At 62.7% G+C, this 21701-nt stretch carries 25 protein-coding genes; 22 read left to right on the forward strand and 3 right to left on the reverse strand.

Translation table 11 applies throughout. The features are described 5' to 3' along the window. Window positions 1-5: 5 nt before the first annotated feature. Window positions 6-344, reverse strand: a complete 339-nt coding sequence (locus B6S01_RS13650) for a cell division protein ZapA (protein ID WP_037463303.1) — start codon at window positions 342-344, stop codon at window positions 6-8. Further along, on the reverse strand, window positions 337-534 hold the full coding sequence (locus tag B6S01_RS13655) for a hypothetical protein (RefSeq protein ID WP_231567931.1): 198 nt from the start codon (window positions 532-534) through the stop codon (window positions 337-339). The genes B6S01_RS13650 and B6S01_RS13655 overlap by 8 nt, the downstream gene beginning before the upstream one ends. Window positions 535-708: 174 nt before the next feature. Between B6S01_RS13655 and tkt the strand changes: the two genes are divergently transcribed. From tkt to B6S01_RS13680, 5 genes are all read left to right on the forward strand, one after another. Further along, window positions 709-2676 carry a transketolase gene (gene tkt, locus B6S01_RS13660; protein WP_037463390.1) on the forward strand — a complete coding sequence of 656 codons (1968 nt, stop codon included), beginning with the start codon at window positions 709-711 and terminating at the stop codon, window positions 2674-2676. Window positions 2677-2705: 29 nt separating this feature from the next. After that, the gene (gene gap / locus B6S01_RS13665) at window positions 2706-3716 is read left to right on the forward strand and encodes a type I glyceraldehyde-3-phosphate dehydrogenase (protein WP_037463301.1); all 1011 of its coding nucleotides are present in this window, start codon (window positions 2706-2708) and stop codon (window positions 3714-3716) included. 162 nt (window positions 3717-3878) lie between these two features. Continuing rightward, a complete protein-coding gene (locus tag B6S01_RS13670) occupies window positions 3879-5051 on the forward strand; it encodes a phosphoglycerate kinase (RefSeq protein WP_174525897.1) in 1173 nt (390 codons plus the stop codon). Window positions 5052-5145: 94 nt separating this feature from the next. Then, a complete protein-coding gene (locus B6S01_RS13675) occupies window positions 5146-6042 on the forward strand; it encodes a fructose bisphosphate aldolase (RefSeq protein WP_037463298.1) in 897 nt (298 codons plus the stop codon). A gap of 7 nt (window positions 6043-6049) precedes the next feature. Further along, window positions 6050-6526, forward strand: a complete 477-nt coding sequence (locus B6S01_RS13680; RefSeq protein WP_037463297.1) for an AAC(3)-I family aminoglycoside N-acetyltransferase — start codon at window positions 6050-6052, stop codon at window positions 6524-6526. Here B6S01_RS13680 and B6S01_RS13685 read toward each other — a convergent pair. After that, entirely contained in the window at window positions 6523-7239 is a 717-nt protein-coding gene (locus tag B6S01_RS13685) for a DUF72 domain-containing protein (RefSeq protein ID WP_037463295.1), read from the reverse strand. The genes B6S01_RS13680 and B6S01_RS13685 overlap by 4 nt on opposite strands. A gap of 76 nt (window positions 7240-7315) precedes the next feature. Between B6S01_RS13685 and thiE the strand changes: the two genes are divergently transcribed. The 17 genes from thiE (at window position 7316) to nuoK (ending at window position 21699) form a co-directional block, all read left to right on the forward strand. After that, the gene (gene thiE, locus B6S01_RS13690) at window positions 7316-8008 is read left to right on the forward strand and encodes a thiamine phosphate synthase (RefSeq protein ID WP_037463388.1); all 693 of its coding nucleotides are present in this window, start codon (window positions 7316-7318) and stop codon (window positions 8006-8008) included. A 97-nt stretch (window positions 8009-8105) separates the two neighbouring features. Then, entirely contained in the window at window positions 8106-9203 is a 1098-nt protein-coding gene (locus tag B6S01_RS13695) for a L,D-transpeptidase family protein (protein WP_037463294.1), read from the forward strand. Between the two features lie 13 nt (window positions 9204-9216). Then, complete coding sequence (locus tag B6S01_RS13700; protein ID WP_037463293.1) at window positions 9217-9801, forward strand: M23 family metallopeptidase; 585 nt, start codon at window positions 9217-9219, stop codon at window positions 9799-9801. Between the two features lie 96 nt (window positions 9802-9897). After that, the gene (efp, locus tag B6S01_RS13705; RefSeq protein ID WP_037463291.1) at window positions 9898-10461 is read left to right on the forward strand and encodes an elongation factor P; all 564 of its coding nucleotides are present in this window, start codon (window positions 9898-9900) and stop codon (window positions 10459-10461) included. A 155-nt stretch (window positions 10462-10616) separates the two neighbouring features. Next, window positions 10617-11429: an inositol monophosphatase family protein gene (locus tag B6S01_RS13710; protein ID WP_037463290.1), complete on the forward strand. Its 813-nt coding sequence runs from the start codon at window positions 10617-10619 to the stop codon at window positions 11427-11429. Between the two features lie 126 nt (window positions 11430-11555). Continuing rightward, a complete protein-coding gene (locus tag B6S01_RS13715) occupies window positions 11556-11930 on the forward strand; it encodes an NADH-quinone oxidoreductase subunit A (protein WP_037463287.1) in 375 nt (124 codons plus the stop codon). After that, the gene (locus tag B6S01_RS13720; protein WP_037463285.1) at window positions 11921-12475 is read left to right on the forward strand and encodes a NuoB/complex I 20 kDa subunit family protein; all 555 of its coding nucleotides are present in this window, start codon (window positions 11921-11923) and stop codon (window positions 12473-12475) included. The genes B6S01_RS13715 and B6S01_RS13720 overlap by 10 nt, the downstream gene beginning before the upstream one ends. A gap of 1 nt (window position 12476) precedes the next feature. Further along, complete coding sequence (locus tag B6S01_RS13725) at window positions 12477-13259, forward strand: NADH-quinone oxidoreductase subunit C (protein ID WP_037463283.1); 783 nt, start codon at window positions 12477-12479, stop codon at window positions 13257-13259. Beyond that, the gene (locus B6S01_RS13730) at window positions 13259-14494 is read left to right on the forward strand and encodes an NADH-quinone oxidoreductase subunit D (RefSeq protein ID WP_037463282.1); all 1236 of its coding nucleotides are present in this window, start codon (window positions 13259-13261) and stop codon (window positions 14492-14494) included. Before B6S01_RS13725 ends, B6S01_RS13730 begins: the two co-directional genes overlap by 1 nt. Continuing rightward, window positions 14494-15174 (forward strand): NADH-quinone oxidoreductase subunit NuoE, encoded by a 681-nt coding sequence (gene nuoE, locus B6S01_RS13735; protein WP_037463280.1) that lies wholly within the window; start codon window positions 14494-14496, stop codon window positions 15172-15174. The genes B6S01_RS13730 and nuoE overlap by 1 nt, the downstream gene beginning before the upstream one ends. After that, on the forward strand, window positions 15174-16490 hold the full coding sequence (nuoF, locus tag B6S01_RS13740; RefSeq protein WP_037463278.1) for an NADH-quinone oxidoreductase subunit NuoF: 1317 nt from the start codon (window positions 15174-15176) through the stop codon (window positions 16488-16490). The genes nuoE and nuoF overlap by 1 nt, the downstream gene beginning before the upstream one ends. 337 nt (window positions 16491-16827) lie before the next feature. Continuing rightward, entirely contained in the window at window positions 16828-17229 is a 402-nt protein-coding gene (locus tag B6S01_RS21105; protein WP_157704823.1) for a hypothetical protein, read from the forward strand. Next, entirely contained in the window at window positions 17222-19228 is a 2007-nt protein-coding gene (gene nuoG / locus B6S01_RS13745) for an NADH-quinone oxidoreductase subunit NuoG (protein WP_037463275.1), read from the forward strand. Before B6S01_RS21105 ends, nuoG begins: the two co-directional genes overlap by 8 nt. Further along, complete coding sequence (nuoH, locus tag B6S01_RS13750) at window positions 19225-20274, forward strand: NADH-quinone oxidoreductase subunit NuoH (protein WP_037463274.1); 1050 nt, start codon at window positions 19225-19227, stop codon at window positions 20272-20274. Before nuoG ends, nuoH begins: the two co-directional genes overlap by 4 nt. Further along, window positions 20271-20756 carry an NADH-quinone oxidoreductase subunit NuoI gene (gene nuoI / locus B6S01_RS13755; protein ID WP_037463273.1) on the forward strand — a complete coding sequence of 162 codons (486 nt, stop codon included), beginning with the start codon at window positions 20271-20273 and terminating at the stop codon, window positions 20754-20756. Before nuoH ends, nuoI begins: the two co-directional genes overlap by 4 nt. A gap of 29 nt (window positions 20757-20785) precedes the next feature. Then, on the forward strand, window positions 20786-21397 hold the full coding sequence (locus tag B6S01_RS13760) for an NADH-quinone oxidoreductase subunit J (RefSeq protein ID WP_037463271.1): 612 nt from the start codon (window positions 20786-20788) through the stop codon (window positions 21395-21397). Next, window positions 21394-21699 carry an NADH-quinone oxidoreductase subunit NuoK gene (gene nuoK / locus B6S01_RS13765; RefSeq protein WP_037463269.1) on the forward strand — a complete coding sequence of 102 codons (306 nt, stop codon included), beginning with the start codon at window positions 21394-21396 and terminating at the stop codon, window positions 21697-21699. Before B6S01_RS13760 ends, nuoK begins: the two co-directional genes overlap by 4 nt. Window positions 21700-21701 lie beyond the last annotated feature (2 nt).

Genomic DNA, 21701 nt, shown 5'->3' on the forward strand with positions numbered 1-21701 from the left:
TCAATCTAGGCGTCGGCGCCCGGCTCCACAAGCCTGTCCCGCAGCTTTTCTATGCGCGCGGCAAGCGCCTCGATCGCGATGGCGGCGGATTCGTCCTCCTCTTCGCCAAGGGCGAGGCTCTGTTGGCGGCCGACGACTTCGCGTTTCAGGTCGTTGAGTTCGTCAGCCAGGAACAGCGCGGCGAACAGCAGCGTGCGCACTTCGGTAAGGCCCGGCGTGTTTTGCTGCGCGAGGCGCGCCTTGCGTTCGATAAGGCTGGCGAGATGGGCAAGATGCGCTTCCTCGCCATCGCGGCAGCGGATGGCGTAGTGACGCCCGGCAATCTGAAGGCTGGTTTCAGCCATGCGCGCTTCCTTTGATATCGGCGATCAGTTCGTCGAGCGAGCGGAGCGCGGCGCGGGCGGCGGCTGGGTCTATGCCGGGGGAGGAGGGCGAAGAGGCGCTCGCCGAGACGAGGCCGTCCACATCCTGTTCGAGCCGGCCGACCGCGCGTTCCAGTGCGCCGATCGCCTGCATCATGCGATTGCTTGCCATGACCTACGCATAAACAAAGTTTTCGCCTTGCAAAAGCCGTCATTGGACGGCTTGGCGCTCTCCAGGGTCCTGCCACGGTTGACGCTTTGGGTGCAACGCGACAAAGGGGACGCGATTTCGATTCGCCGGCTCAGCAGGGGGCCGCTCAGCCAAGCAGGAAAGACGCCAGCCCAGATGACCGTTTCCGAAAAGTCGCTCGCCAGCGCCATCAGGGCGCTTTCCATGGACGCAGTGCAGGCGGCGAACAGCGGCCATCCGGGCATGCCGATGGGCATGGCGGACGTCGCGACGGTATTGTTCAAGGATTATATCAAGTTCGATCCGACCCAGCCGAAATGGGCCGACCGCGACCGTTTCGTGCTGTCGGCGGGCCATGGGTCGATGCTGATCTACTCGCTGCTCCACCTCACTGGCTATGCGCGCCCGACGATCGAAGACATCGCCAATTTCCGCCAGTTGCACAGCCCCTGCGCCGGGCATCCTGAGAATTTCGAGCTGGCGGGCGTGGAAGCCACGACCGGTCCGCTGGGTTCCGGCCTTGCCACAGCGGTCGGCATGGCGATTGCCGAGCGGCACCTCAATGCGCAGTTCGGTGACGATCTGGTCGATCACCGCACCTGGGTAATTGCGGGCGACGGATGCCTGATGGAAGGCATCAACCATGAGGCCATCGGCCTGGCCGGCCACCTGAACCTTGGCCGCCTGATCGTGCTGTGGGACGATAACAAGATCACCATCGACGGCGCGGTCGACCTGTCGAGCAGCGAAGACGTCCGTGCGCGCTATGCCGCGACCGGCTGGCATGTCGTGTCGTGCGATGGCCATGACGTCGCCGACGTGCGCCGCGCCATTGACGAGGCGCTGGCCGATCCGCGCCCGTCGCTGGTCGCCTGCGCCACCAAGATCGGCTATGGCGCGCCCAACAAGGCGGGAACGTCGGGCGTGCATGGTTCGGCGCTCGGTGAAGCGGAAGTCGCGGCTGCGCGCGAGTTTCTGGGCTGGACCGCTGAACCCTTCGTCATCCCCGAAGATGTGGCCGCCGAATGGCGCCGGATCGGATCGCGTGGCGGCGAAGTGCGTGCGGCATGGGAAGGCCGTCTGGCTGGCAACGGCCAGAAGGCGGAGTTCGAGCGGCGGATGGCAGGCGACCTGCCCGCCGATTTCTCGCTCGACGCCTATATCGACACGCTGATCGCCAATCCGCAGAAGGTCGCGACCCGCAAGGCGAGCGAGCTGGCGCTGGGTGCGATCAATGACCTGCTGCCCGAAACGCTGGGCGGTTCCGCGGATCTCACCGGCTCCAACAACACCAAGACCAAGAGCACCGGGCCGCTGACCCGCGACGATTATTCCGGCCGCTATGTCTATTATGGCATTCGCGAGTTCGGCATGGCCTGCGCGATGAACGGCATGGCGCTGCACGGCGGCGTCATCCCCTATGGCGGCACGTTCCTGGTCTTTTCCGACTATATGCGCGGCGGCATCCGCCTGGCCGCGCTTCAGCAGCAGCGCGTCATCCATGTGCTGACGCATGACTCCATCGGCCTGGGTGAGGACGGTCCGACCCACCAGCCGATCGAGCATGTGATGTCGCTGCGCATGATTCCGAACCTGGACGTTTATCGTCCGGCGGATATCGTCGAGACGGCCGAATGCTGGGAACTGGCGCTGAAGGACGCGACCGGCCCGTCGGTGTTGGCGCTGACCCGGCAGAATTTGCCGCAGCTGCGCACGGAAAAGACCGAGAATCTTTCAGCCAAGGGCGCCTATCGCCTGCGCGCCGCCAAGGCGGATCGCAAGGTCGTGCTGATCGCTACCGGTTCGGAAGTCGAAATCGCGGTCGCGACCGCCGACCTGCTGGAAGGGCAGGGCATTGGCGCGGACGTCGTGTCGATGCCGAGCTGGGCGCATTTCGATGCTCAGCCGCAGGCGTATAAGGATGATCTCCTTCCGCACCATGTGCTGCGCTGCTCGATTGAGGCAGGCACGACATTCGGCTGGGATCGCTATGTCGGCATTGCGGGCTTGCGTTTCGGCATCGACACGTTCGGCGCTTCGGCTCCGGCGGAAGTGCTGTACGAGCATTTCGGCCTGACCGCAGCGAAGATCGCGCCGCAGGTTGCGGCCGCTCTCGATCATTAAGAACATCTACCAATCAGGAGGCTAGTGCAGTGGCAACGAAGGTAGCAATTAACGGTTTCGGACGCATCGGCTGCCTGGTGGCGCGCGCAATCCTGTCGCGCACCGACCATGACCTGGAACTGGTCAGCATCAACGATCTGGGCGACGCCAAGGCGAACGCCCTGCTGTTCAAGCGGGACAGCGTCCATGGCAACTGGGCCGGCGACGTCAGCGTCGATGGTGACGCGCTGATCATCAACGGTAAGCGCATCGCCGTCACCGCCGAGCGTGACCCCGCCAAGCTGCCCCACGCCGCGCAGGGCGTCGAAATCGCTCTCGAATGCACCGGCATCTTCGCCGACAAGGCGAAGGCGAGCGCGCATCTGACCGCTGGGGCGAAGCGCGTCGTCATTTCCGCGCCTGCGACCGGCGTGGACAAGACGGTGGTGTTCGGCGTCAATCATGACACGCTGACCGCCGACGATGTCGTCATTTCCAACGCGAGCTGCACGACCAACTGCCTCGCCCCGCTCGCCAAGGTGCTGCACGATGCCGTCGGCATCGAAAGCGGTTTCATGACGACGATCCACAGCTACACCAACGACCAGAACACGCTGGACCAGATCCACAAGGACATGCGTCGCGCCCGCGCCGCCGCCCTGTCGATGATCCCGACCACCACCGGCGCCGCCCGCGCCGTCGGCGAAGTGCTGCCCGAACTGAAGGGCAAGCTGGACGGTTCGTCGGTGCGCGTGCCGACGCCGAACGTGTCGGTCGTTGACCTGAAGTTCATCGCCAAGCGCGACACCACGGTCGAGGAAGTCAACACGCTGCTGAAGGCTGCTTCGGAAGCCGGTCCGCTCAAGGGCATATTGGGCTATTCGGACGAGCCGCTGGTTTCGATCGACTATAATGGCGATCCGCGCAGCTCGACCGTGGACAGCCTGGAAACCGCGGTCATCGACGGCAAGCTGGTGCGCGTGCTGAGCTGGTACGACAATGAATGGGGCTTTTCCAACCGCATGATCGACACGACCGGCGTGGTTGCGGGCCTGCTGTAAGCGAATAGGGGGCGGGCCTTGAAAACCCGCCCTTTTGTCATCCCGGCATAGGCTGGGATCCGATTTTACGTCCTGCCCACGGGATGAGATCCCAGCTTTCGCTGGGATAACGGCGGGCGCTAGGAGATAGCTGTGGCCAAGCCCTTCAAGACGCTGGACGATATGGGCGACATCAGCGGCAAGTGCGTGCTGGTGCGTGAAGATTTGAACGTGCCGATGCAGGACGGATCGGTGAGCGACGACACCCGGCTGCGTGCGGCGATGCCGACGATCCTGGAACTGGCGGATCGCGGCGCGAAGGTGCTGATCCTTGCCCATTTCGGCCGTCCCAAGGGGCAGAAGAACCCGGAATATTCGCTGTCGAAGATCACGCGGCCGCTGACCGCCGTGCTGGGGCGCGACGTGCAGTTCATTCCCGATTGCTGCGGGCAGGCGGCGGTGGACGGCATCGCGGTGATGCGTCCGGGCGACATTTCGATCCTGGAAAATACCCGTTTCCACGCTGGCGAGGAAAAGAATGACCCGGCGCTGGTCGAGGCGATGGCGGCGATCGGCGATTATTATGTGAACGACGCCTTTTCCGCCGCGCACCGCGCCCACGCATCGACCGAGGGGCTGGCGCACAAGCTGCCCGCCTTTGCTGGCCGGTCGATGGAGAAGGAACTGGACGCGCTGCAGGCGGCGCTGGGCGAGCCGGTGAAGCCGGTCGCGGCGGTTGTCGGCGGGGCGAAGGTTTCGACCAAGCTGGATGTGCTGAACAACCTTGTGGCCAAGGTCGATCATCTTATCATCGGCGGGGGCATGGCGAACACCTTCCTGCACGCGCGCGGCGTCGATGTCGGCAAGTCGCTGTGCGAGAAGGATCTGGCGGATACAGCCGAGGCGATCTTCGACAAGGCTGAGGCTGCCGGTTGCACGATCCACCTGCCCTATGATGTGGTGGTGGCGAAGGAATTTGCTGCGAACCCGCCGTCGGTGCGGACGTGCAACGTGCATGAGGTCGCTGCCGACGAGATGATCCTGGACGTTGGGCCTGCCGCTGTCGAGGCGCTGGGCGATGCGATCAAGAACTGTCGGACGCTGGTGTGGAACGGGCCGCTGGGCGCGTTCGAGATCGCGCCGTTCGACAAGGCGACGGTGGCGCTGGCCAAGACGGCGGCGGCGCTGACGAAGGAAGGGCAGCTGACGTCCGTGGCGGGCGGTGGCGACACGGTGGCCGCGCTCAACCATGCGGGCGTGGCGGCGGACTTCACCTTCGTTTCGACGGCGGGCGGCGCTTTCCTGGAATGGATGGAAGGCAAGGAACTGCCGGGCGTCAAGGCGCTGATGGCCTGAACATAATGGGGTCGCCGTCGACAAGATGGCGGCCTCTTTCATTTAACGACGCCGCCGATGGGGCGGTGCAACCCAACAGAGAAGGTATGTGCAGATGCTGGATCAGGACATGAAGAACAAGATTGCGGCCGGGAACGGCTTTATCGCCGCGCTGGACCAGAGCGGCGGTTCGACGCCCAAGGCGCTGAAGGGCTATGGCATCGAAGAGGGTGCATGGTCGAACGACGAGGAAATGTTCGGCCTGATCCACGACATGCGCAGCCGCATCATCACCTCGCCCGCTTTCAGCGGCGAGAAGGTGATCGGCGCGATCCTGTTCGAACGGACGATGGACGGCCAGGCGGGCGGCAAGTCCGTGCCTCAGGCGCTGATCGAGCGGGGCGTCGTGCCCTTCATCAAGATCGACAAGGGTCTGGAGGATGAAGCGAACGGCGTGCAGATGATGAAGCCGATGCCGGAACTGGATGCGTTGCTCAAGCGCGCCAGGTCGCTGGGCGTGTTCGGGACCAAGGAGCGTTCGGTTATCAATCTCGCCAACCGCGAGGGCATCGCCGCCATCGTCAAGCAGCAGTTCGAGGTAGGGCAGCAGGTTCTGGCCGCCGGGCTGATGCCGATGCTGGAGCCGGAAATCAACATCAAGAGCCCCGAGCGCGCCGACGCCGACCAGATCCTGCTGGAGGAACTGACGAAGGCGCTCGACGCGCTGCCAGCCGACCAGCAGGTCATGTTGAAGCTGTCGCTGCCCGCCAAGGCCGGTCTGTTCGACGCGCTGGTCGATCATCCGCGCGTGCTGCGTGTGGTGGCGCTGTCCGGCGGCTTCTCACGCGCCGAGGCTTGCGTGGAGCTGGCCAAGAACCGGGGGATCATCGCCAGCTTCAGCCGCGCGCTGCTGAACGACCTGCGTCACCAGATGAGCGATGACGAGTTCAACGCATCGCTGGGCCAGGCGATCGACGAAATCTACACGGCGTCGACCAAGAAGGCGGCGTGACCGGGCGATGACGGCGGCAGCAAGCAGTTCCCGCGCCGCCGTCATCCGCCTCTTACGGGGCGACATCGAGACGATGCGCGCTGTCAATGCGCTGTTCGCCGATGTTTTCGATGACGCGGGATCCTATGCCGCGCTGCCGCCGTCCGGCGCCTATCTGGCCGAACTGCTCGATGACCCGCATTTCATCGCGCTCGCCGCGCTGGACGGTGAGCGGGTGGTGGGCGCACTGGCCGCTTATGTGTTGCGGAAGTTCGAGCAGCAGCGCAGCGAAATCTATATCTACGATCTGGCCGTGGCCGCAGACCGGCGGCGACAGGGCATTGCCACCGCGCTGATCGATGCGCTTTCTCCCATCGCGGCTGTTGTCGGAGCATGGGTGATCTATGTCCAGGCAGACATGGAAGATGAGCCTGCGGTCGCGCTTTATACGAAGCTGGGCGTGCGGGAGGATGTGCTGCATTTCGACATCGCGCCCCGCGCTTAGCTTGTCATGGTTTTGAGCGCGCGGGCGTCGGCAATGGCGTGCGCTTCGGTGTCGTTGTTGAAATAGGCCCAGACGGTAAAGCCTTCCTGCGCCTGATCGGACATCCAGGCGGCCCAGTCGAGCAGCTGCTTTTCGGGGTAGCGGCCCCGATATTTACCCTTGGCGCCGTGGAAGCGGACATAGACGTCGCGGCCGGTGGCGAGGCGCGGACTGGCGGAGCCGGGCATGTCATGGACACAAAAGCTAGCGCCGTGGCGATCGAGCAATCGATAGACGCTGTCCACATACCAGCTGGGATGACGAAATTCGAATACCGGAACGATGCCGCGTGGCTGGAGGGCAAGGAAGCTGGCCAGACGGTCGAGATTGAGCGTCAGGTTCGGCGGCAACTGGTAGAGGATGGGACCGAGCGCCGGGCCGAAATGGCGGAATGACGCCATCATCCGCTCCATCGGTTCTTCGCCATTTTTGAGCTTGAGCGCCTGGGTAAGATAGCGGTTGGCCTTTGCCGCGTAGCAGAAGCCGGGCGGCGCCTGATCGCGCCAGGCATCGACCGTTTCCGGCCTTGGCAGGCGGTAAAAGCTGTTGTTGATCTCCACCGTGTCGAAATGATCGGCGTAGAAGGCGAACCAGTGTTTCTGCGCCAGTTTTTCGGGATAGAAAGGCCCGCGCCAATGGCGGTAATTCCATCCTGAACAGCCGATCCTGATCATGGCCCGTGAACGCGTGGGGGTCGGGATCGGGTTCCATCCTTTTCCTTCGGACTGGAAACGCGCTAAAGGGCAGCGCATGACCGACTTTACCGACGAAGAACTGGCGCTCGACCCCCATTTTGCCGACCAGTTTGAAAAGGGCTTTCGCCCGGCGTGCCAGCTTTACCTGATCTCTCCGCCGTCCATCGGCGACGACTTCGCCGACCGGCTGGCGCAGGCCTTTGATGGCGGGCAGGTGGCGGCGTTCCAGTTGCGGTTGAAGGGCGTGGATGAGGACACCATCGCGCGCCTTGCCAAACCGTTGCAGACACTGTGCGCGCAGCGGGAAGTGGCGTTCATTATCAATGACAGCGTGGCGCTCGCCCAGCGGCTGGGGGCTGATGGCGTGCATCTGGGTCAGGGGGATGGCGACGCGCGGGAGGCGCGGAAGATACTGGGGCCAAAGGTGCAGATCGGCGTCACTTGCCACGACAGCCGCCATCTGGCGATGGAAGCCGGGGAGGCGGGGGCGGACTATGTCGCTTTCGGCGCCTTCTATCCGACGACGACCAAGGAAGTGCTGCATCGGGCCGAGCCGTCGATCCTTGGCTGGTGGACGACGCTGTTCGAGCTGCCCTGCGTCGCCATTGGCGGGATCACGGCGGCCAATGCCGCTCCGCTGGTCGCGGCGGGCGCGGATTTTCTGGCGGTGAGCAGTGCGGTGTGGGCGCATCCGGACGGGCCGGAAGCGGGCGTGCGGGCATTTGCGAAGGTGCTGGGGACGGGCTGAACCCCCTTTTCCCGCCGTTCCCGAAACGAATGCAGTGGGTCAGGCAGCTTTCACAGACTTGGCGCGTTTTCTCCCTCACAATCGGGAGAGTATCGCCTTGAAAACCCATCTGTTGATCCTCACGCTGCTCTGCACGGCGTGCAATGTCGTCGTGACCGACGCCAACGAAAGCGGGACCGCGCCATCGGGCCAGAAGGCCGAAGGAGCGCAGGACACGGCAGCCAGGACGGCTGGCGATCCCTATGCCTTTACGATTGTGCCTGAACCTGCCGGATCGCAACCGCCGCAAAATGCGATCCTGCAGGCGCAGGTGGCGCTCGACCGGGCGGGATTTTCGCCGGGCGTGCTGGATGGGAAGGAGGGCATGTCCTTCACTGCGGCGTTGACTGGCTTTCAGCAGGCGAAGGGATTGCCGGAGACGGGGAAATTTGACGAGGCGACGGCCAAGGCGCTGCTGGGCGACCGTCCGCCGCCCGCGACATGGCTGGTGACGATACCCGAAGATTTCGCGCGCGGACCATATTCCACCATCCCCAAGGATTATGGCGAGCAGGCGAAGCTGCCCATGCTGGGCTATCGCAACCTGATCGAAAAACTGGCCGAGCGGTTTCATACCAAGCCTGAGGTGCTGGTGGCGCTGAATTCGCCGGATACGAAGCTGGGGGCAGGGGCGACGGTGCGGGTGCCAGCGGTAGGGAACCAGCCGGTCGCCACTATCGAGGGCGACGAGCGCGGGTGGGGCAGCACGCTCGCCAGCTTGGCCGTGGCGAAGGACCAGCCGCAGGCCGACCATATCGTCGTGGACAAATCCGACGGAGTGCTGCGGGTGTTTGACGCGCAGAATGCGCTGATCGCGCAATTCCCCGCGACCATGGGATCGGAGCATGATCCCTTGCCCATCGGCACATGGGAGATCAAGGGGGTCAGCCGCAATCCGGATTTCCATTATAATCCCGACCTGTTCTGGGATGCCGATGCGAACGATGAGAAGGCGGTGTTGAAGCCCGGACCCAATGGCCCCGTGGGTGTCGTATGGATCGACCTCTCGAAGCCGCATTACGGGATACATGGCACGCCCGAACCGCAGACGATCGGGCGCACGGAAAGCCATGGCTGCATCCGCCTGACCAACTGGGATGCGGCGCGGCTGGCGCAGATGGTGAAGAGCGGGGTCAAGGCGGTATTCCAGGCATGAGCAGGCCGGGTGCATGAGGCGGCCCGGCAGGCGGGGGTGGGCAGGCATTGCGCTCGCCGTCCTGCTGCTGGTCCTGTTCCTGAGGATGTGCGTGCGGATCGTGCCTGCGGATAGGGCGGGGGGAAACGATGCTGCGCGGCAGAAAAGGGTCGGGGAAGAGGCGGGCGCGCTTTTGATCCCGGTCGAAGGCATGCCGCCCGGCGCGCTGGTCGATACTTTCACGCAGTCGCGGGCGGATGGGGCGCGGGCGCATGATGCCATCGACATCATGGCGGCGCGGGGCAGCGCCGTGCTGGCGGTGGCCGATGGGCGGATCGAGCGGCTGTTTTCGAGCGTCGAGGGCGGGCTGACCATATATCAGCGGTCCACCGACGGGCGGCGCATCTATTATTATGCGCATCTGGACGCCTATGCGCCCGGACTGGCGGAAGGGCAGGCGGTGAGGCGTGGACAGAGGATCGCAACGGTTGGAAACAGCGGCAACGCCGATCCGGCAGCGCCGCATCTGCACTTTGCCGTGCATGACATGGCGCGCGGCGAAAAATGGCATGGGGGGCGACCGGTCAATCCCTATCCGCTGCTGGTGCGGCCGCGCTGACCCCACTTGCCCTGAAAGGCGGCACGATGTACAGGCGCCACCAGCCTTAAAGAGGCCGGCTCTTTTCACCTTCAGACATATAGGCAGGCTCTTCCCATGAAGATCAGCGGCGTCGAGATTCGTCCCGGCAACAACATCGAATATGACGGAAGCCTGTGGCGCGCCGTCAAGATCCAGCACACCCAGCCCGGCAAGGGCGGCGCCTATATGCAGGTCGAGCTGAAAAACCTGATCGACGGGCGCAAGAACAACGTCCGTTTCCGGTCGGCCGAAACCGTCGAGCGCATTCGTCTCGACACCAAGGATTTCCAGTATCTGTATTCGGAGGGCGACATGCTCGTCTTCATGGACACGGAGACCTATGAGCAGATCAACCTGCCGCAGGACCTGGTGGGTGAAGCGTCGGCATTCCTGCAGGACGGCATGATGGTCATGCTGGAAATGTATGAAGAGCGCCCGATCTCCGTGCAGTTGCCTGAAACGGTCGAGGCGACCGTGGTCGAGGCGGACGCCGTGGTGAAGGGGCAGACCGCGTCGGCCAGCTACAAGCCCGCGATCCTCGACAATGGCGTGCGCGTCATGGTGCCGCCGCATATCGTCACCGGCACGCGCATCATCGTCGATGTGTATGAGCGGGAATATGTGAAGCGGGCGGATTGATCCGCCTTTAACAAGCCCTTCCCTTTCAAGGGAGGGGGAGAGGCGGGTTAGCGAGCGTCAGTGAGCGTCCGGACTTGCCTCAGGTTGCACGCGATTGCTGCGCAGTCGCACCCACCCCCAAACCCTCCTGTCAAAGGGAGGGGGGAGTTTTTGTCATGGTATCCCATTCAGGCCTTCTTACCGTCATGGAGCGCGCCGTGCGCAAGGCGGGGTCGAAGCTGCGGCGTGACTTTGGCGAAGTCGAGCATCTGCAGGTTTCGCGCAAGGGACCGGCGGACTTCGTGTCCAAGGCGGACAAGCAGGCCGAGCAGACGCTGGTCGAGGAACTGCAAAAGGCGCGACCCGACTGGGGCTTCCTGCTGGAAGAAGGCGGCGTGATCGAGGGTGATCCGAACAAGCCGCGCTGGATCATCGATCCGCTCGACGGGACGACCAACTTCCTGCACGGCATCCCGCACTTCGCCATTTCCATCGCGGTGGAAGAGCCGCTTTATGGCGGCAAGAAGGAAGTCACGACCGGGCTGGTCTATCAGCCGGTGACGGACGAAACCTATTGGGCGGAAAAGAATCGCGGCGCCTGGCGACATGATCAGCGGCTGCGCGTGTCGGCGCGGCGCGACCTGGGCGAATGCCTGATCGCGACGGGCATTCCCTTCATGGGCCATGGCGATTTCGCGCAATGGACCCGCGTGTTCGGTGCGGTCGGCCCTTCGGTCGCGGGTATTCGCCGCTTTGGCGCTGCGACGCTTGACCTCGCCCATGTCGCGTCGGGGCGCTATGACGGTTTCTGGGAAAGCGGATTGCAGCCATGGGACGTCGCGGCGGGCATCCTGCTGGTGCGCGAGGCGGGCGGTTTCGTCACCGACTTCCGCGGCGGCGACCAGCCGATCGAGCGCCGTGAAGTGATCGCGGGCAATGACGCCATCCACAGCAAGCTGCACAAGCTGGTGGCGGGGGCGCTGCGCTAAAGGCGCAATTGTCGCTTTGTTCAAAATGCGGGTTACTTGCGAGTCATTCTCACGCCAGCGGGCCTTGCTTCGCATATGCAGCGGGCCTAAAGCGCGCCCATATTCATTTTCGCCCAGGGGATTCCGTTGGTCGATCTAGCCCAATATCTGCCGATCCTGATTTTCCTTGGGATCGCCTTGCTGCTGTCCAGCGCGTTCGTGTTCCTGCCGATGCTGGTCGGCCGCCTGACCGGCGTGCATAAGCCCGATCCGGCAAAGCTGTCGGAATATGAGTGCGGCTTTCCCGCGTTCGAAGAGCCGCGCAGCCAGTTCGACGTGCGCTTCTACCTCGTCGCGATCCTGTTCATCATCTTCGACCTGGAAGCGGCGTTCCTCTTTCCCTGGGCGGTCAGCCTTGACCAGATTGGCTGGGCCGGCTGGGCGACGATGATGATCTTCATAGCGGAGCTGGTGCTTGGCCTCGTCTATGCGTGGAAGAAGGGAGCCCTCGATTGGGAGTAGAACTTGACCGTCCCATCCCCGGCACCTTGCCGCCGGTGGGAACGCAGCCCGACCAGGATTTCTTCAACGCGCTGAACAGCGAAGTCAGTGACAAGGGATTCCTGGTCACATCGACGGAGGATCTGTTCACCTGGGCCCGGACCGGTTCCTTGTGGTGGATGACCTTCGGCCTCGCCTGCTGCGCGGTGGAGATGATCCATGTGAACATGCCGCGTTATGACATGGAGCGTTTCGGCGCCGCCCCGCGCGCGTCCCCGCGCCAGTCGGACGTGATGATCGTCGCTGGCACCCTGTGCAACAAGATGGCTCCCGCGTTGCGCAAGGTTTACGATCAGATGTCGGAACCGAAATATGTCATTTCCATGGGGTCCTGCGCCAATGGCGGCGGCTATTATCATTACAGCTATTCTGTAGTGCGTGGCTGCGACCGGATCGTGCCGGTGGACATCTATGTGCCGGGCTGCCCGCCCACTGCCGAAGCGCTGCTCTATGGCGTGATGCAGTTGCAGCGGAAGATCCGCCGGATCGGGACGATTGAGCGCTGATATGGGTCATTCTGCACCGAAGATCGTGAACCCCGCAGGGGTTGCGGACGAAATCGCTGGCCTGCTGGGCTCTCTGCTGGTCGAGGCTGTCGATCATGCCGAAGAACTGAGCTTCACCGTTCAGCGCGAGCGTCTGGTCGAGGCGTTGGAAGTGCTGCGCGATCGTGCACAGTATCAGCAGCTGATGGAGATTGCCGGGGTCGACTACCCCGATCGTCCCGAGCGGTTCGAGGTTTGCTATCACCTGCTCAGCGTGACGCGGAACCATCGTATCCGCGTCAAGGTGTCGACCGACGAGGACATGCCCGTACCCAGCGTGACGCAGCTTTGGCCGGTCGCCGGCTGGCTGGAGCGCGAGGTGTTCGACATGTATGGCGTCATCTTTGACGGCAATGGCGACCTGCGCCGCATCCTGACCGACTATGGTTTCAAGGGACATCCGCAGCGCAAGGACTTCCCGCTGACCGGCTATGTCGAGCTGCGATATTCCGAAGAGGACAAGCGCGTCGTCTATGAGCCGGTTCGCCTGGCGCAGGATTTCCGCAGCTTCGATTTCATGAGCCCGTGGGAAGGCGCGCAATATGTGCTGCCGGGCGATGAGAAGGCGCCGCAGGCGCCCGGCGCGCCGTCGCCTGTCGCCGCGCCTCCGCCGCCGCCCAACGCGCCAGCGCCCAAGGGCGAGCCGAAGGCGGACACGCCCAAGACGACCGAAAAGCCCGGCGTCAGCGGCGCGGGCGAGCCGACCGACAGCGAGGCAAACAAAAAGTCCGAGGACAAGGCCTGATGTCCGACTATCTGGAAAAGCTGGATCATGTGACCGACGCGTCGGACCCGACGCTGGGCGACACCGAGATCCAGAATTACACGATCAACTTCGGCCCGCAGCATCCGGCGGCGCACGGCGTGCTGCGGCTGGTCATGGAGCTGGAAGGCGAGATCGTCGAACGGTGCGACCCGCATGTCGGCCTGCTCCATCGCGGCACTGAAAAGCTGATCGAGTACAAGACCTATTTGCAGGCGCTGCCCTATTTCGACCGGCTGGATTATTGCTCGCCGCTCGCCATGGAGCATAGCTATGTGCTGGCGATCGAGAAGCTGCTGAACCTGGAAGTGCCGCTGCGCGCGCAATATCTGCGCGTGTTCTTCGCGGAACTGACCCGCATCTGCAACCACATGCTGAACCTGGGTTCGCATGTCATGGACGTCGGCGCGATGACGCCGAACCTGTGGCTGTTCGAAATTCGCGAGGATTGCCTCAACTTCTTTGAACGGGCTTCGGGCGCGCGCATGCATTCGGCCTATTTCCGGCCGGGCGGCGTGCATCAGGATGTGCCGCTCAAGCTGCTGACCGACATTGCCGACTGGCTCGACACCCGCCTGCCGCGCCTGTTCGAGGACGCGATCAGCCTGGTTGCGGACAATCGCATCTTCAAGCAGCGCAATGTCGATATCGCGGTCGTTTCCAAGGAAGACGCGCTGAAATGGGGCTTTTCCGGCCCGATGATCCGCGGGTCGGGCATCGCCTGGGATCTGCGCAAGAGCCAGCCCTATGACGTTTACGACCGTATGGAGTTCGACGTTCCGGTCGGCACCAACTATGACTGCTATGACCGGTTCATGGTGCGCGTCGAGGAAGTCCGCCAGTCCGCACGGATCATGAAGCAGTGCTTGCAGGAAATGTCGGAAGGGCCGATCGCCAGCTTCGACCGCAAGGTTTCGCCGCCCAAGCGCGGGGAAATGAAGCGGTCGATGGAAGCGTTGATCCACCATTTCAAGCTCTACACCGAAGGCTTCCACGTCCCCGCTGGCGAAGTCTATGTGGCGACCGAAAGCCCCAAGGGCGAGTTCGGCGTCTATCTGGTCGCGGACGGCAGCAACAAACCCTATCGCTGCAAGATCCGCCCGACCGCCTTCAGCCACCTGCAGGCGATGGACTTCATGATGAAGGGCCACATGCTGGCCGATACCACCGCTGTCCTGGGCGCCATGGACATCGTGTTTGGAGAATGTGACCGCTAATGGCTGACGCAGTTCATATCCCGGACGAGGCCGAGACCCGCGCGCGCTGGGGCAATTTTGCCTGGACGGCGGAGAATGCCGAACAGGCGAAGAAGGTCATCGCCCGCTATCCCGCCGGTCGCCAGCAGTCGGCGGTGATGCCGCTGCTCGATCTCGCCCAGCGTCAGGTGGGAGCCGAAACGCAGACCAATGGCTGGCTGCCCGTGCCGGTGATGGAATATATCGCCGACCAGCTCGAAATGCCATACATGCGGGTTTACGAGGTCGCGACCTTCTATACCATGTACAACCTCGCGCCGGTCGGCCGCTACCATGTGCAGGTTTGCGGCACGACGCCCTGCATGCTGCGCGGTTCGGACGATGTCTTTTCGGCGTGCAAGAACAAGGGTCTGGTGAAGGGCGGCACGACGCCGGATGGCCTGTTCACGCTGACCGAAGTCGAGTGCCTGGGTGCGTGCGCGAATGCGCCGATGGTCCAGATCAACGACGATAATTATGAAGACCTGACCTATGACAGCATGAGCGCGATCCTCGACGATCTCGCCGCTGGCAAGCAGCCCAAGATCGGGCCGCAGATCGAGCGTCAGACGAGCTGCCCGGAGGGTGGCCCGACCACGCTGACGGAAATGGTTTCCGAGAATCATGACTATAGGGGCCAATGGAAAGAGGGAGCGCGGTAATGAGCGACGTCATCGCGCCGCTGGCCGACAAGGACCGCATCTTCACCAACGTCTATGGCTTCCAGGATTGGGGCATCGACGCGGCGATGAAGCGCGGCGACTGGGACAATACCAAGGCGCTGCTGGAGATCGGCCAAGACGAAATCATCGAGCGGATCAAGGCTTCGGGCCTGCGCGGCCGTGGCGGCGCTGGCTTCCCGACCGGCATGAAGTGGAGCTTCATGCCCAAGGAAAGCAAGGACGGCCGTCCGAGATTCCTGGTCATCAACGCCGACGAATCCGAGCCGGGTTCGTGCAAGGACCGCGAGATCATCCGCCACGATCCGCACAAGCTGATCGAGGGTGCGCTGGTTGCGGGCTTCGCGATGCGGGCGCGCGCGGCGTACATCTATATTCGCGGCGAGTTCATCTATGAGGCGAAGGTGCTCTTCGCCGCCGTGGAGCAGGCCTATGAAAAGGGCTTCCTGGGCAAGAATGCCTGCGGTTCGGGCTATGATTTCGATGTGTTCGTCCATCGCGGTGCGGGCGCTTATATTTGCGGCGAGGAAACCGCGCAGATCGAAAGCCTGGAGGGCAAGAAGGGCCAGCCGCGCCTGAAGCCGCCTTTCCCGGCAGGCGCGGGTCTTTATGGCTGCCCGACCACGGTCAACAATGTGGAATCGATCGCGGTTTCGCCGACGATCCTGCGGCGTGGGTCCGAATGGTTCTCCAGCTTCGGGCGGGAGAATAACAAGGGCACCAAGCTGTTCCAGATCAGCGGCCATGTGAACAAGCCCTGCGTCGTCGAGGAATCGATGGGCATCAGCTTCAAGGAGCTGATCGACCGGCATTGCGGCGGCATTCGCGGCGGCTGGGACAATCTGCTCGCGGTGATCCCCGGCGGGTCGTCGGTGCCGCTGGTTCCTGCGGCGCAGATCATGGACGCGCCGATGGACTTTGATGGCCTCAAGGCGCTGGGGTCCGGCCTTGGCACCGCGGCCGTCATCGTTATGGACAAATCCACCGACATCGTCCGCGCGATCAGCCGTCTTTCCTACTTCTACAAGCATGAGAGCTGCGGCCAGTGCACGCCTTGCCGTGAAGGCACCGGCTGGATGTGGCGGGTGATGGAACGGCTGCGCTCTGGTGAGGCGGACATCGGCGAGATCGACATGCTGCATCAGGTGACAAAGCAGGTCGAAGGCCACACCATCTGCGCGCTCGGCGACGCGGCGGCCTGGCCGATCCAGGGCCTGATCCGGCATTTCCGGCCCGAGATCGAGCGGCGGATCAACGAGAATAAGGGTGGCGCCCCCGTCATGGAGGCAGCGGAGTGAGGCCAGCGATCGTCGTCTTGTGGTGCCTGGTTGCGTTGGTGATTTTCCCGCCAGTTCAAGCGCGGGCGCACGATTCGGCTGATGAGGTTACAAAATTGAGTTCCGAAGCGGCGATGGTCGCAGCTTGGGAGTTTGCCCGCTGTTCAGTTAAACGCAGCCGGGACGACGTGCGTACTATAATTGATCCCAAATTCGGTACGACAGTTTGGAGCGAACAAGACGAACAGATACGCTTGAAGCGGATGTGGAAACTGGCGGGTAAAAATGCTAGCTGCATGCGGCCGGGTGACTCGCTGAAGGCTCCTCCCAGGTTATTTTTTGATATGCTGGGGGGGCGATGTTTCTGGACAAGCATCGGGACAGTGGCCTGCCCGATTATTCTAACATTCCGCCTCTGTTTTCAACAGACTCAGTGAAAGAAGCTAAGGTCGGACGGCAACGGATTGGCATCGCGCTCCGTCTTTTTGCGGAGTGCGTATTTCGGCTGAACCCCGGAGGCGTTAGAGCGCTCCTACAGTCCCGTCCTTTTTCGAAAGGTGAAGGCAACAGCCTAAGTGAGCTCCAGCCCGCTATGGGAACTTGTGTCCCCGCCGAAGAGGGTGCGCAGTTGAAGCTGTCAAAAATTACGCTTCGCCAGTATTTGTCGATGGCAGCTTATCTTGTTGATGAAGCTTACGATTTGTCAAAGCAGAATAAAACTTCAGAAATGACACGGGAACAAGGGCGTCTTTATGCCTAAAGTCAAAGTAGACGGCGTAGAACTGGAAGTCCCGGCGGGCGCGACGGTTCTGCAGGCTTGCGAGATGGCGGGGAAGGAAATTCCGCGCTTCTGCTATCATGAGCGGCTGAGCATCGCGGGCAATTGCCGTATGTGCCTGGTCGAGGTGAAGCCTGGACCGCCTAAGCCGCAGGCGAGCTGCGCGCTGCCGGCTGCCGAAAATCAGGAAATCTTCACGCAGACCGAAATGGTGAAGAAGGCGCGCGAAGGGGTGATGGAGTTCCTGCTCATCAACCACCCGCTCGACTGCCCGATCTGCGACCAGGGCGGCGAATGCGATTTGCAGGACCAGTCGGTCGCCTACGGCAAGGGTTCGAGCCGCTTTGACGAGAATAAGCGCGCCGTCACCGAGAAATATATGGGTCCGATCGTCAAGACGGTCATGACCCGCTGCATCCAGTGCACCCGCTGCGTACGCTTTGCCGAGGAAGTCGCGGGCGTGCCGGAAATCGGCGCCATCTATCGCGGCGAAGATATGCAGATCACCACCTATCTCGAACATGCCGCGAAGAGCGAGCTGTCGGGCAATGTGGTTGACCTGTGCCCGGTGGGCGCACTGACGTCCAAGCCCTATGCGTTTGAAGCGCGTCCGTGGGAGTTGCGCAAGACTCCGGCGATCGACGTTATGGACGCGGTGGGCACCAATATTCGGCTCGACAGCCGGGGCCGTCAGGTGCTGCGCGCGGTGCCGCGCATCAACGACGATGTGAATGAAGAGTGGGCGAGCGACAAGACCCGGCACAATGTCGATGGTCTGGTGCGCAAGCGGCTCGACAAGCCCTATGTCCGCAAGGATGGCAAGCTGGTCCCCGCGACATGGAACGAGGCTTTCGCAGCCATCGCGGCGGTAAAGCATGGCGGATCGGTCGCGGCGCTGGCTGGCGACCTGCTTGACTGCGAAACCATGTTCGCCGGCAAGGCGCTGGTCGAAAAGCTGGGCGGCACGATGCTGGAAGGGCGTCAGACCGGCCTGGCCTATGATGTGTCGAGCCTGTCGGCGGTGAATTTCAACACGACGCTGAATGGCATTGAGACGGCGGACGCGATCGTGCTGGTCGGCACCAACCTGCGCTGGGAAGCGCCGCTGGTGAACACCCGTATCCGCAAGGCGATCAAGAAGGGCGCGAAGGTTTTCGCCATCGGGCCGCAGGTTGACCTGACTTACAAGGTGGAGTGGCTGGGCAATGATGCCTCGCTGCTGGCGAAGCTGCCGCAAGCGGTGGTCGATGCGTTCGGCAAGGCTGCTCGCCCGGCGATGATCGTCGGTGGCGGCGTGCTGGCGAAGGACGGCGCACACGGCGACACGCTGGCGCTGGTCGAGACGCTGGGCCTCGTGAAAGAGGGCTGGAACGGCTATAACGTCCTGCACTTCGCGGCGGCGCGCATGGGCGGGCTGATGTTGGGTTATGCGATGCAGGGCGGGATCAAGGCGGTGGCGGCGGCCAGCCCCAAGCTGCTCTTTTCGCTGGGCGCGGACGAGGTCGATTATGCGGCGTTCGACGACAGCTTCAAGGTCTATATCGGCCATCATGGCGACAAGGGCGCGCATGCGGCGGACGTGATCCTGCCGGGTGCAAGCTATGCCGAGAAGGCGGGCACCTATGTCAATCTGGAAGGCCGGGTGCAGCGGGGCGAAAAGGCCGTGTTCGCGCCCGGCGACGCGCGGGAGGACTGGTCCATCCTGCGCGCTTTGTCGGAAGTGATGGGCGCAACCCTGCCGTTCGACAGCTTCGAGGCGCTTCGGGCCGAGATGGCGAAGGCGGTTCCGGCGCTGGGCGTCGAGGGGCTGGCCGATTATGGCTGGTCGATCCCCAAGCTGCCGACCGGCGCGAGCGGCGAATTGGGTTCGCCGATCAAGGATTTTTACCTTACCAACGCAATCTGCCGCGCCAGCCCGACGATGCAGCAATGCTCGGCTGAACTGATCCATGGCGTGACCTTCGCGGAGGCCGCAGAGTGACCGCTTTCTTCCAAAATCTTGGCATGCCATTCAATGGCGCCTGGCTGCTTTCGACGATCATCGGCATATTGGTGATCGCCTTGCCGCTAATGCTGGCGGTGGCGATGATCATCTATGCCGACCGCAAGATCTGGGCGGCGATGGCGCTGCGGCGGGGACCGAACGTCGTTGGTCCCTTCGGCCTGCTCCAGTCCTTCGCGGACGGGTTGAAGGTTTTCCTGCAGGAAACCATCATCCCCTCGGCGGCGAACAAGGCGCTGTTCATCATCGCGCCGATCATCACCTTCACCGTGGCGCTGCTGGCGTGGGCGGTGGTGCCGTTTGACGTGGGCGTTGTGCTGGCGGACATCAATGTCGGCCTGCTATACATTCTCGCCATTTCGTCGCTCGGCGTTTACGGCATCGTGCTGGCCGGTTGGGCGTCAAATTCCAAATATCCTTTCTACTCGGCGATCCGTGCGTCGGCGCAGATGATTTCCTATGAAGTCTCCATCGGCTTCATCCTGATCTGCGTCGTGCTGTGGGCGGGCAGCTTCAACCTGACCACGATCGTGGAAAGCCAGAAGGGCTATTATGGCTTTCTGAACGGCCACGGCTTCAACCCGCTGCTCTTCCCGATGGCGATCATGTTCCTTATATCGGCCATGGCGGAAACCGCGCGCGCGCCGTTCGACCTGACCGAAGCGGAAAGCGAGCTGGTCGCGGGATACCAGACCGAATATTCGTCCATGTCGTTCGCGCTCTATTGGCTCGGCGAATATGCCAACGTCATCCTGATGTGCGCGCTGAACGCGATCCTGTTCTGGGGCGGATACCTGCCGCCGTTCGATTGGGCGCCGCTCTATTATGTGCCGGGCATCCTCTGGCTATTCGCCAAGATCCTGTTCTTCTTCTTCGTCTTCTCCTGGGTGAAGGCGACGGTGCCTCGTTACCGCTACGACCAGCTGATGCGGCTGGGCTGGAAGATATTCCTGCCGACCTCGCTCTTCTTCGTCTTCCTGGTTTCGGGCTTCCTCATGCTGACGCGCTATGGAGGCGCACAATGAGCCTCGGCTATTACGTCAAAAGCTTCACGCTCTGGGAGTTTGTGAAGGCGCACTGGCTGACCTTGAAGTATTTCTTCAAGCCCAAGGCGACGATCAACTACCCCTATGAGAAGAACCCGATTTCGCCGCGGTTCCGGGGGGAGCATGCGCTGCGCCGCTATCCCAATGGCGAAGAGCGGTGCATCGCGTGCAAGCTGTGCGAGGCGATCTGCCCGGCGCAGGCGATCACGATCGAGGCGCAGCCGCGCGAGGACGGCAGCCGCCGCACGACGCGCTACGACATCGATATGACCAAATGCATCTATTGCGGTTTCTGCCAGGAAGCCTGTCCGGTGGACGCGGTCGTGGAAGGGCCGAACTTCGAGTTTGCGACCGAAACCCGTGAGGAGCTGATCTACGACAAGGCCAAGCTCCTAGAAAATGGTGACAAGTGGGAGCGCGCGATCGCCGCGAACCTTGCCGCCGATGCACCCTATCGCTAAGCCGCGCGCGTCAAAGGGAATATGAACCTGTGATTCACGTCCTCGCCTTTTACCTGTTCGCCATTCTGGTGGTGAGCAGCGGCGCGCTCACCATATTGTCGCGCAACCCGGTCCATTCGGTGCTGTGGCTGATCATGGCGTTCTTCAACGCCGCGGGCCTGATGGTGCTGCTGGGCGCGGAGTTCATCGCGATGCTGCTCATCATCGTCTATGTCGGGGCGGTCGCGGTGCTGTTCCTGTTCGTCGTCATGATGCTGGACATCGACTTTGCCGAGCTGCGCGCGGGTTTTGTCGATTATCTGCCGTTCGGCGCGCTGATCGCGCTTGTGCTGCTGGCCGAGATCGTGCTGGGCATCGGCATCTGGAGCGCAGGACCGGTCGAACTGGCGCAGCGAGCCGCGCCGATGAACCCGGACCTGTCGAACATTCAGGCGATCGGGGGCCTGCTATATACCCGGTACATCTTCCTGTTCGAAGCGGCGGGCATCATTCTGCTGGTCGCGATGATCGGCGCCATCGTGTTGACGCATCGAGCGCGGGGCGGTGTGCGCCGCCAGAATGTCGCGAAGCAGAACCGCCGCCGTCCGCAGGATGCGATCCGCAACGTCAATCAGCCCGTGGGGCAGGGGGTGGAGCTGTGATCGGCCTTCAGCATTATCTGGTGGTCAGTGCGATCCTGTTCGTGATGGGCGTGCTGGGCATCTTCATCAACCGCAAGAATGTCATCATCATCCTGATGGCGATCGAACTGATCCTGCTCAGCGTGAACATCAACCTGGTCGCGTTCAGCGCGTTTCTGGGCGATCTGGTCGGCCAGGTATTCTCAATGTTCGTGCTGACCGTCGCGGCGGGTGAGGCGGCCATCGGGCTTGCCATCCTCGTCATCTATTTCCGTGGTCGCGGCACTATCGCCGTCGACGATGTCAACCGGATGAAGGGCTGAGC

This window comes from Sphingobium herbicidovorans, assembly GCF_002080435.1.
Classification (GTDB): Bacteria; Pseudomonadota; Alphaproteobacteria; order Sphingomonadales; family Sphingomonadaceae; genus Sphingobium; species Sphingobium herbicidovorans.

Coding starts and splice junctions, on each gene's coding strand:
- thiE (WP_037463388.1), top strand. CDS start 7,316: ATGACCGACTTTACCGACGAAGAACTGGCGCTCGACCCCCATTTTGCC.
- nuoE (WP_037463280.1), top strand. CDS start 14,494: ATGGCTGACGCAGTTCATATCCCGGACGAGGCCGAGACCCGCGCGCGC.
- B6S01_RS13675 (WP_037463298.1), top strand. CDS start 5,146: ATGCTGGATCAGGACATGAAGAACAAGATTGCGGCCGGGAACGGCTTT.
- tkt (WP_037463390.1), top strand. CDS start 709: ATGACCGTTTCCGAAAAGTCGCTCGCCAGCGCCATCAGGGCGCTTTCC.
- B6S01_RS13730 (WP_037463282.1), top strand. CDS start 13,259: ATGTCCGACTATCTGGAAAAGCTGGATCATGTGACCGACGCGTCGGAC.
- B6S01_RS13700 (WP_037463293.1), top strand. CDS start 9,217: ATGAGGCGGCCCGGCAGGCGGGGGTGGGCAGGCATTGCGCTCGCCGTC.
- B6S01_RS13725 (WP_037463283.1), top strand. CDS start 12,477: ATGGGTCATTCTGCACCGAAGATCGTGAACCCCGCAGGGGTTGCGGAC.
- B6S01_RS13650 (WP_037463303.1), bottom strand. CDS start 344: ATGGCTGAAACCAGCCTTCAGATTGCCGGGCGTCACTACGCCATCCGC.
- nuoG (WP_037463275.1), top strand. CDS start 17,222: ATGCCTAAAGTCAAAGTAGACGGCGTAGAACTGGAAGTCCCGGCGGGC.
- nuoF (WP_037463278.1), top strand. CDS start 15,174: ATGAGCGACGTCATCGCGCCGCTGGCCGACAAGGACCGCATCTTCACC.
- B6S01_RS13680 (WP_037463297.1), top strand. CDS start 6,050: ATGACGGCGGCAGCAAGCAGTTCCCGCGCCGCCGTCATCCGCCTCTTA.
- B6S01_RS13710 (WP_037463290.1), top strand. CDS start 10,617: ATGGTATCCCATTCAGGCCTTCTTACCGTCATGGAGCGCGCCGTGCGC.
- efp (WP_037463291.1), top strand. CDS start 9,898: ATGAAGATCAGCGGCGTCGAGATTCGTCCCGGCAACAACATCGAATAT.
- B6S01_RS21105 (WP_157704823.1), top strand. CDS start 16,828: ATGTTTCTGGACAAGCATCGGGACAGTGGCCTGCCCGATTATTCTAAC.
- B6S01_RS13655 (WP_231567931.1), bottom strand. CDS start 534: ATGGCAAGCAATCGCATGATGCAGGCGATCGGCGCACTGGAACGCGCG.
- B6S01_RS13670 (WP_174525897.1), top strand. CDS start 3,879: ATGGGCGACATCAGCGGCAAGTGCGTGCTGGTGCGTGAAGATTTGAAC.
- B6S01_RS13685 (WP_037463295.1), bottom strand. CDS start 7,239: ATGATCAGGATCGGCTGTTCAGGATGGAATTACCGCCATTGGCGCGGG.
- nuoI (WP_037463273.1), top strand. CDS start 20,271: ATGAGCCTCGGCTATTACGTCAAAAGCTTCACGCTCTGGGAGTTTGTG.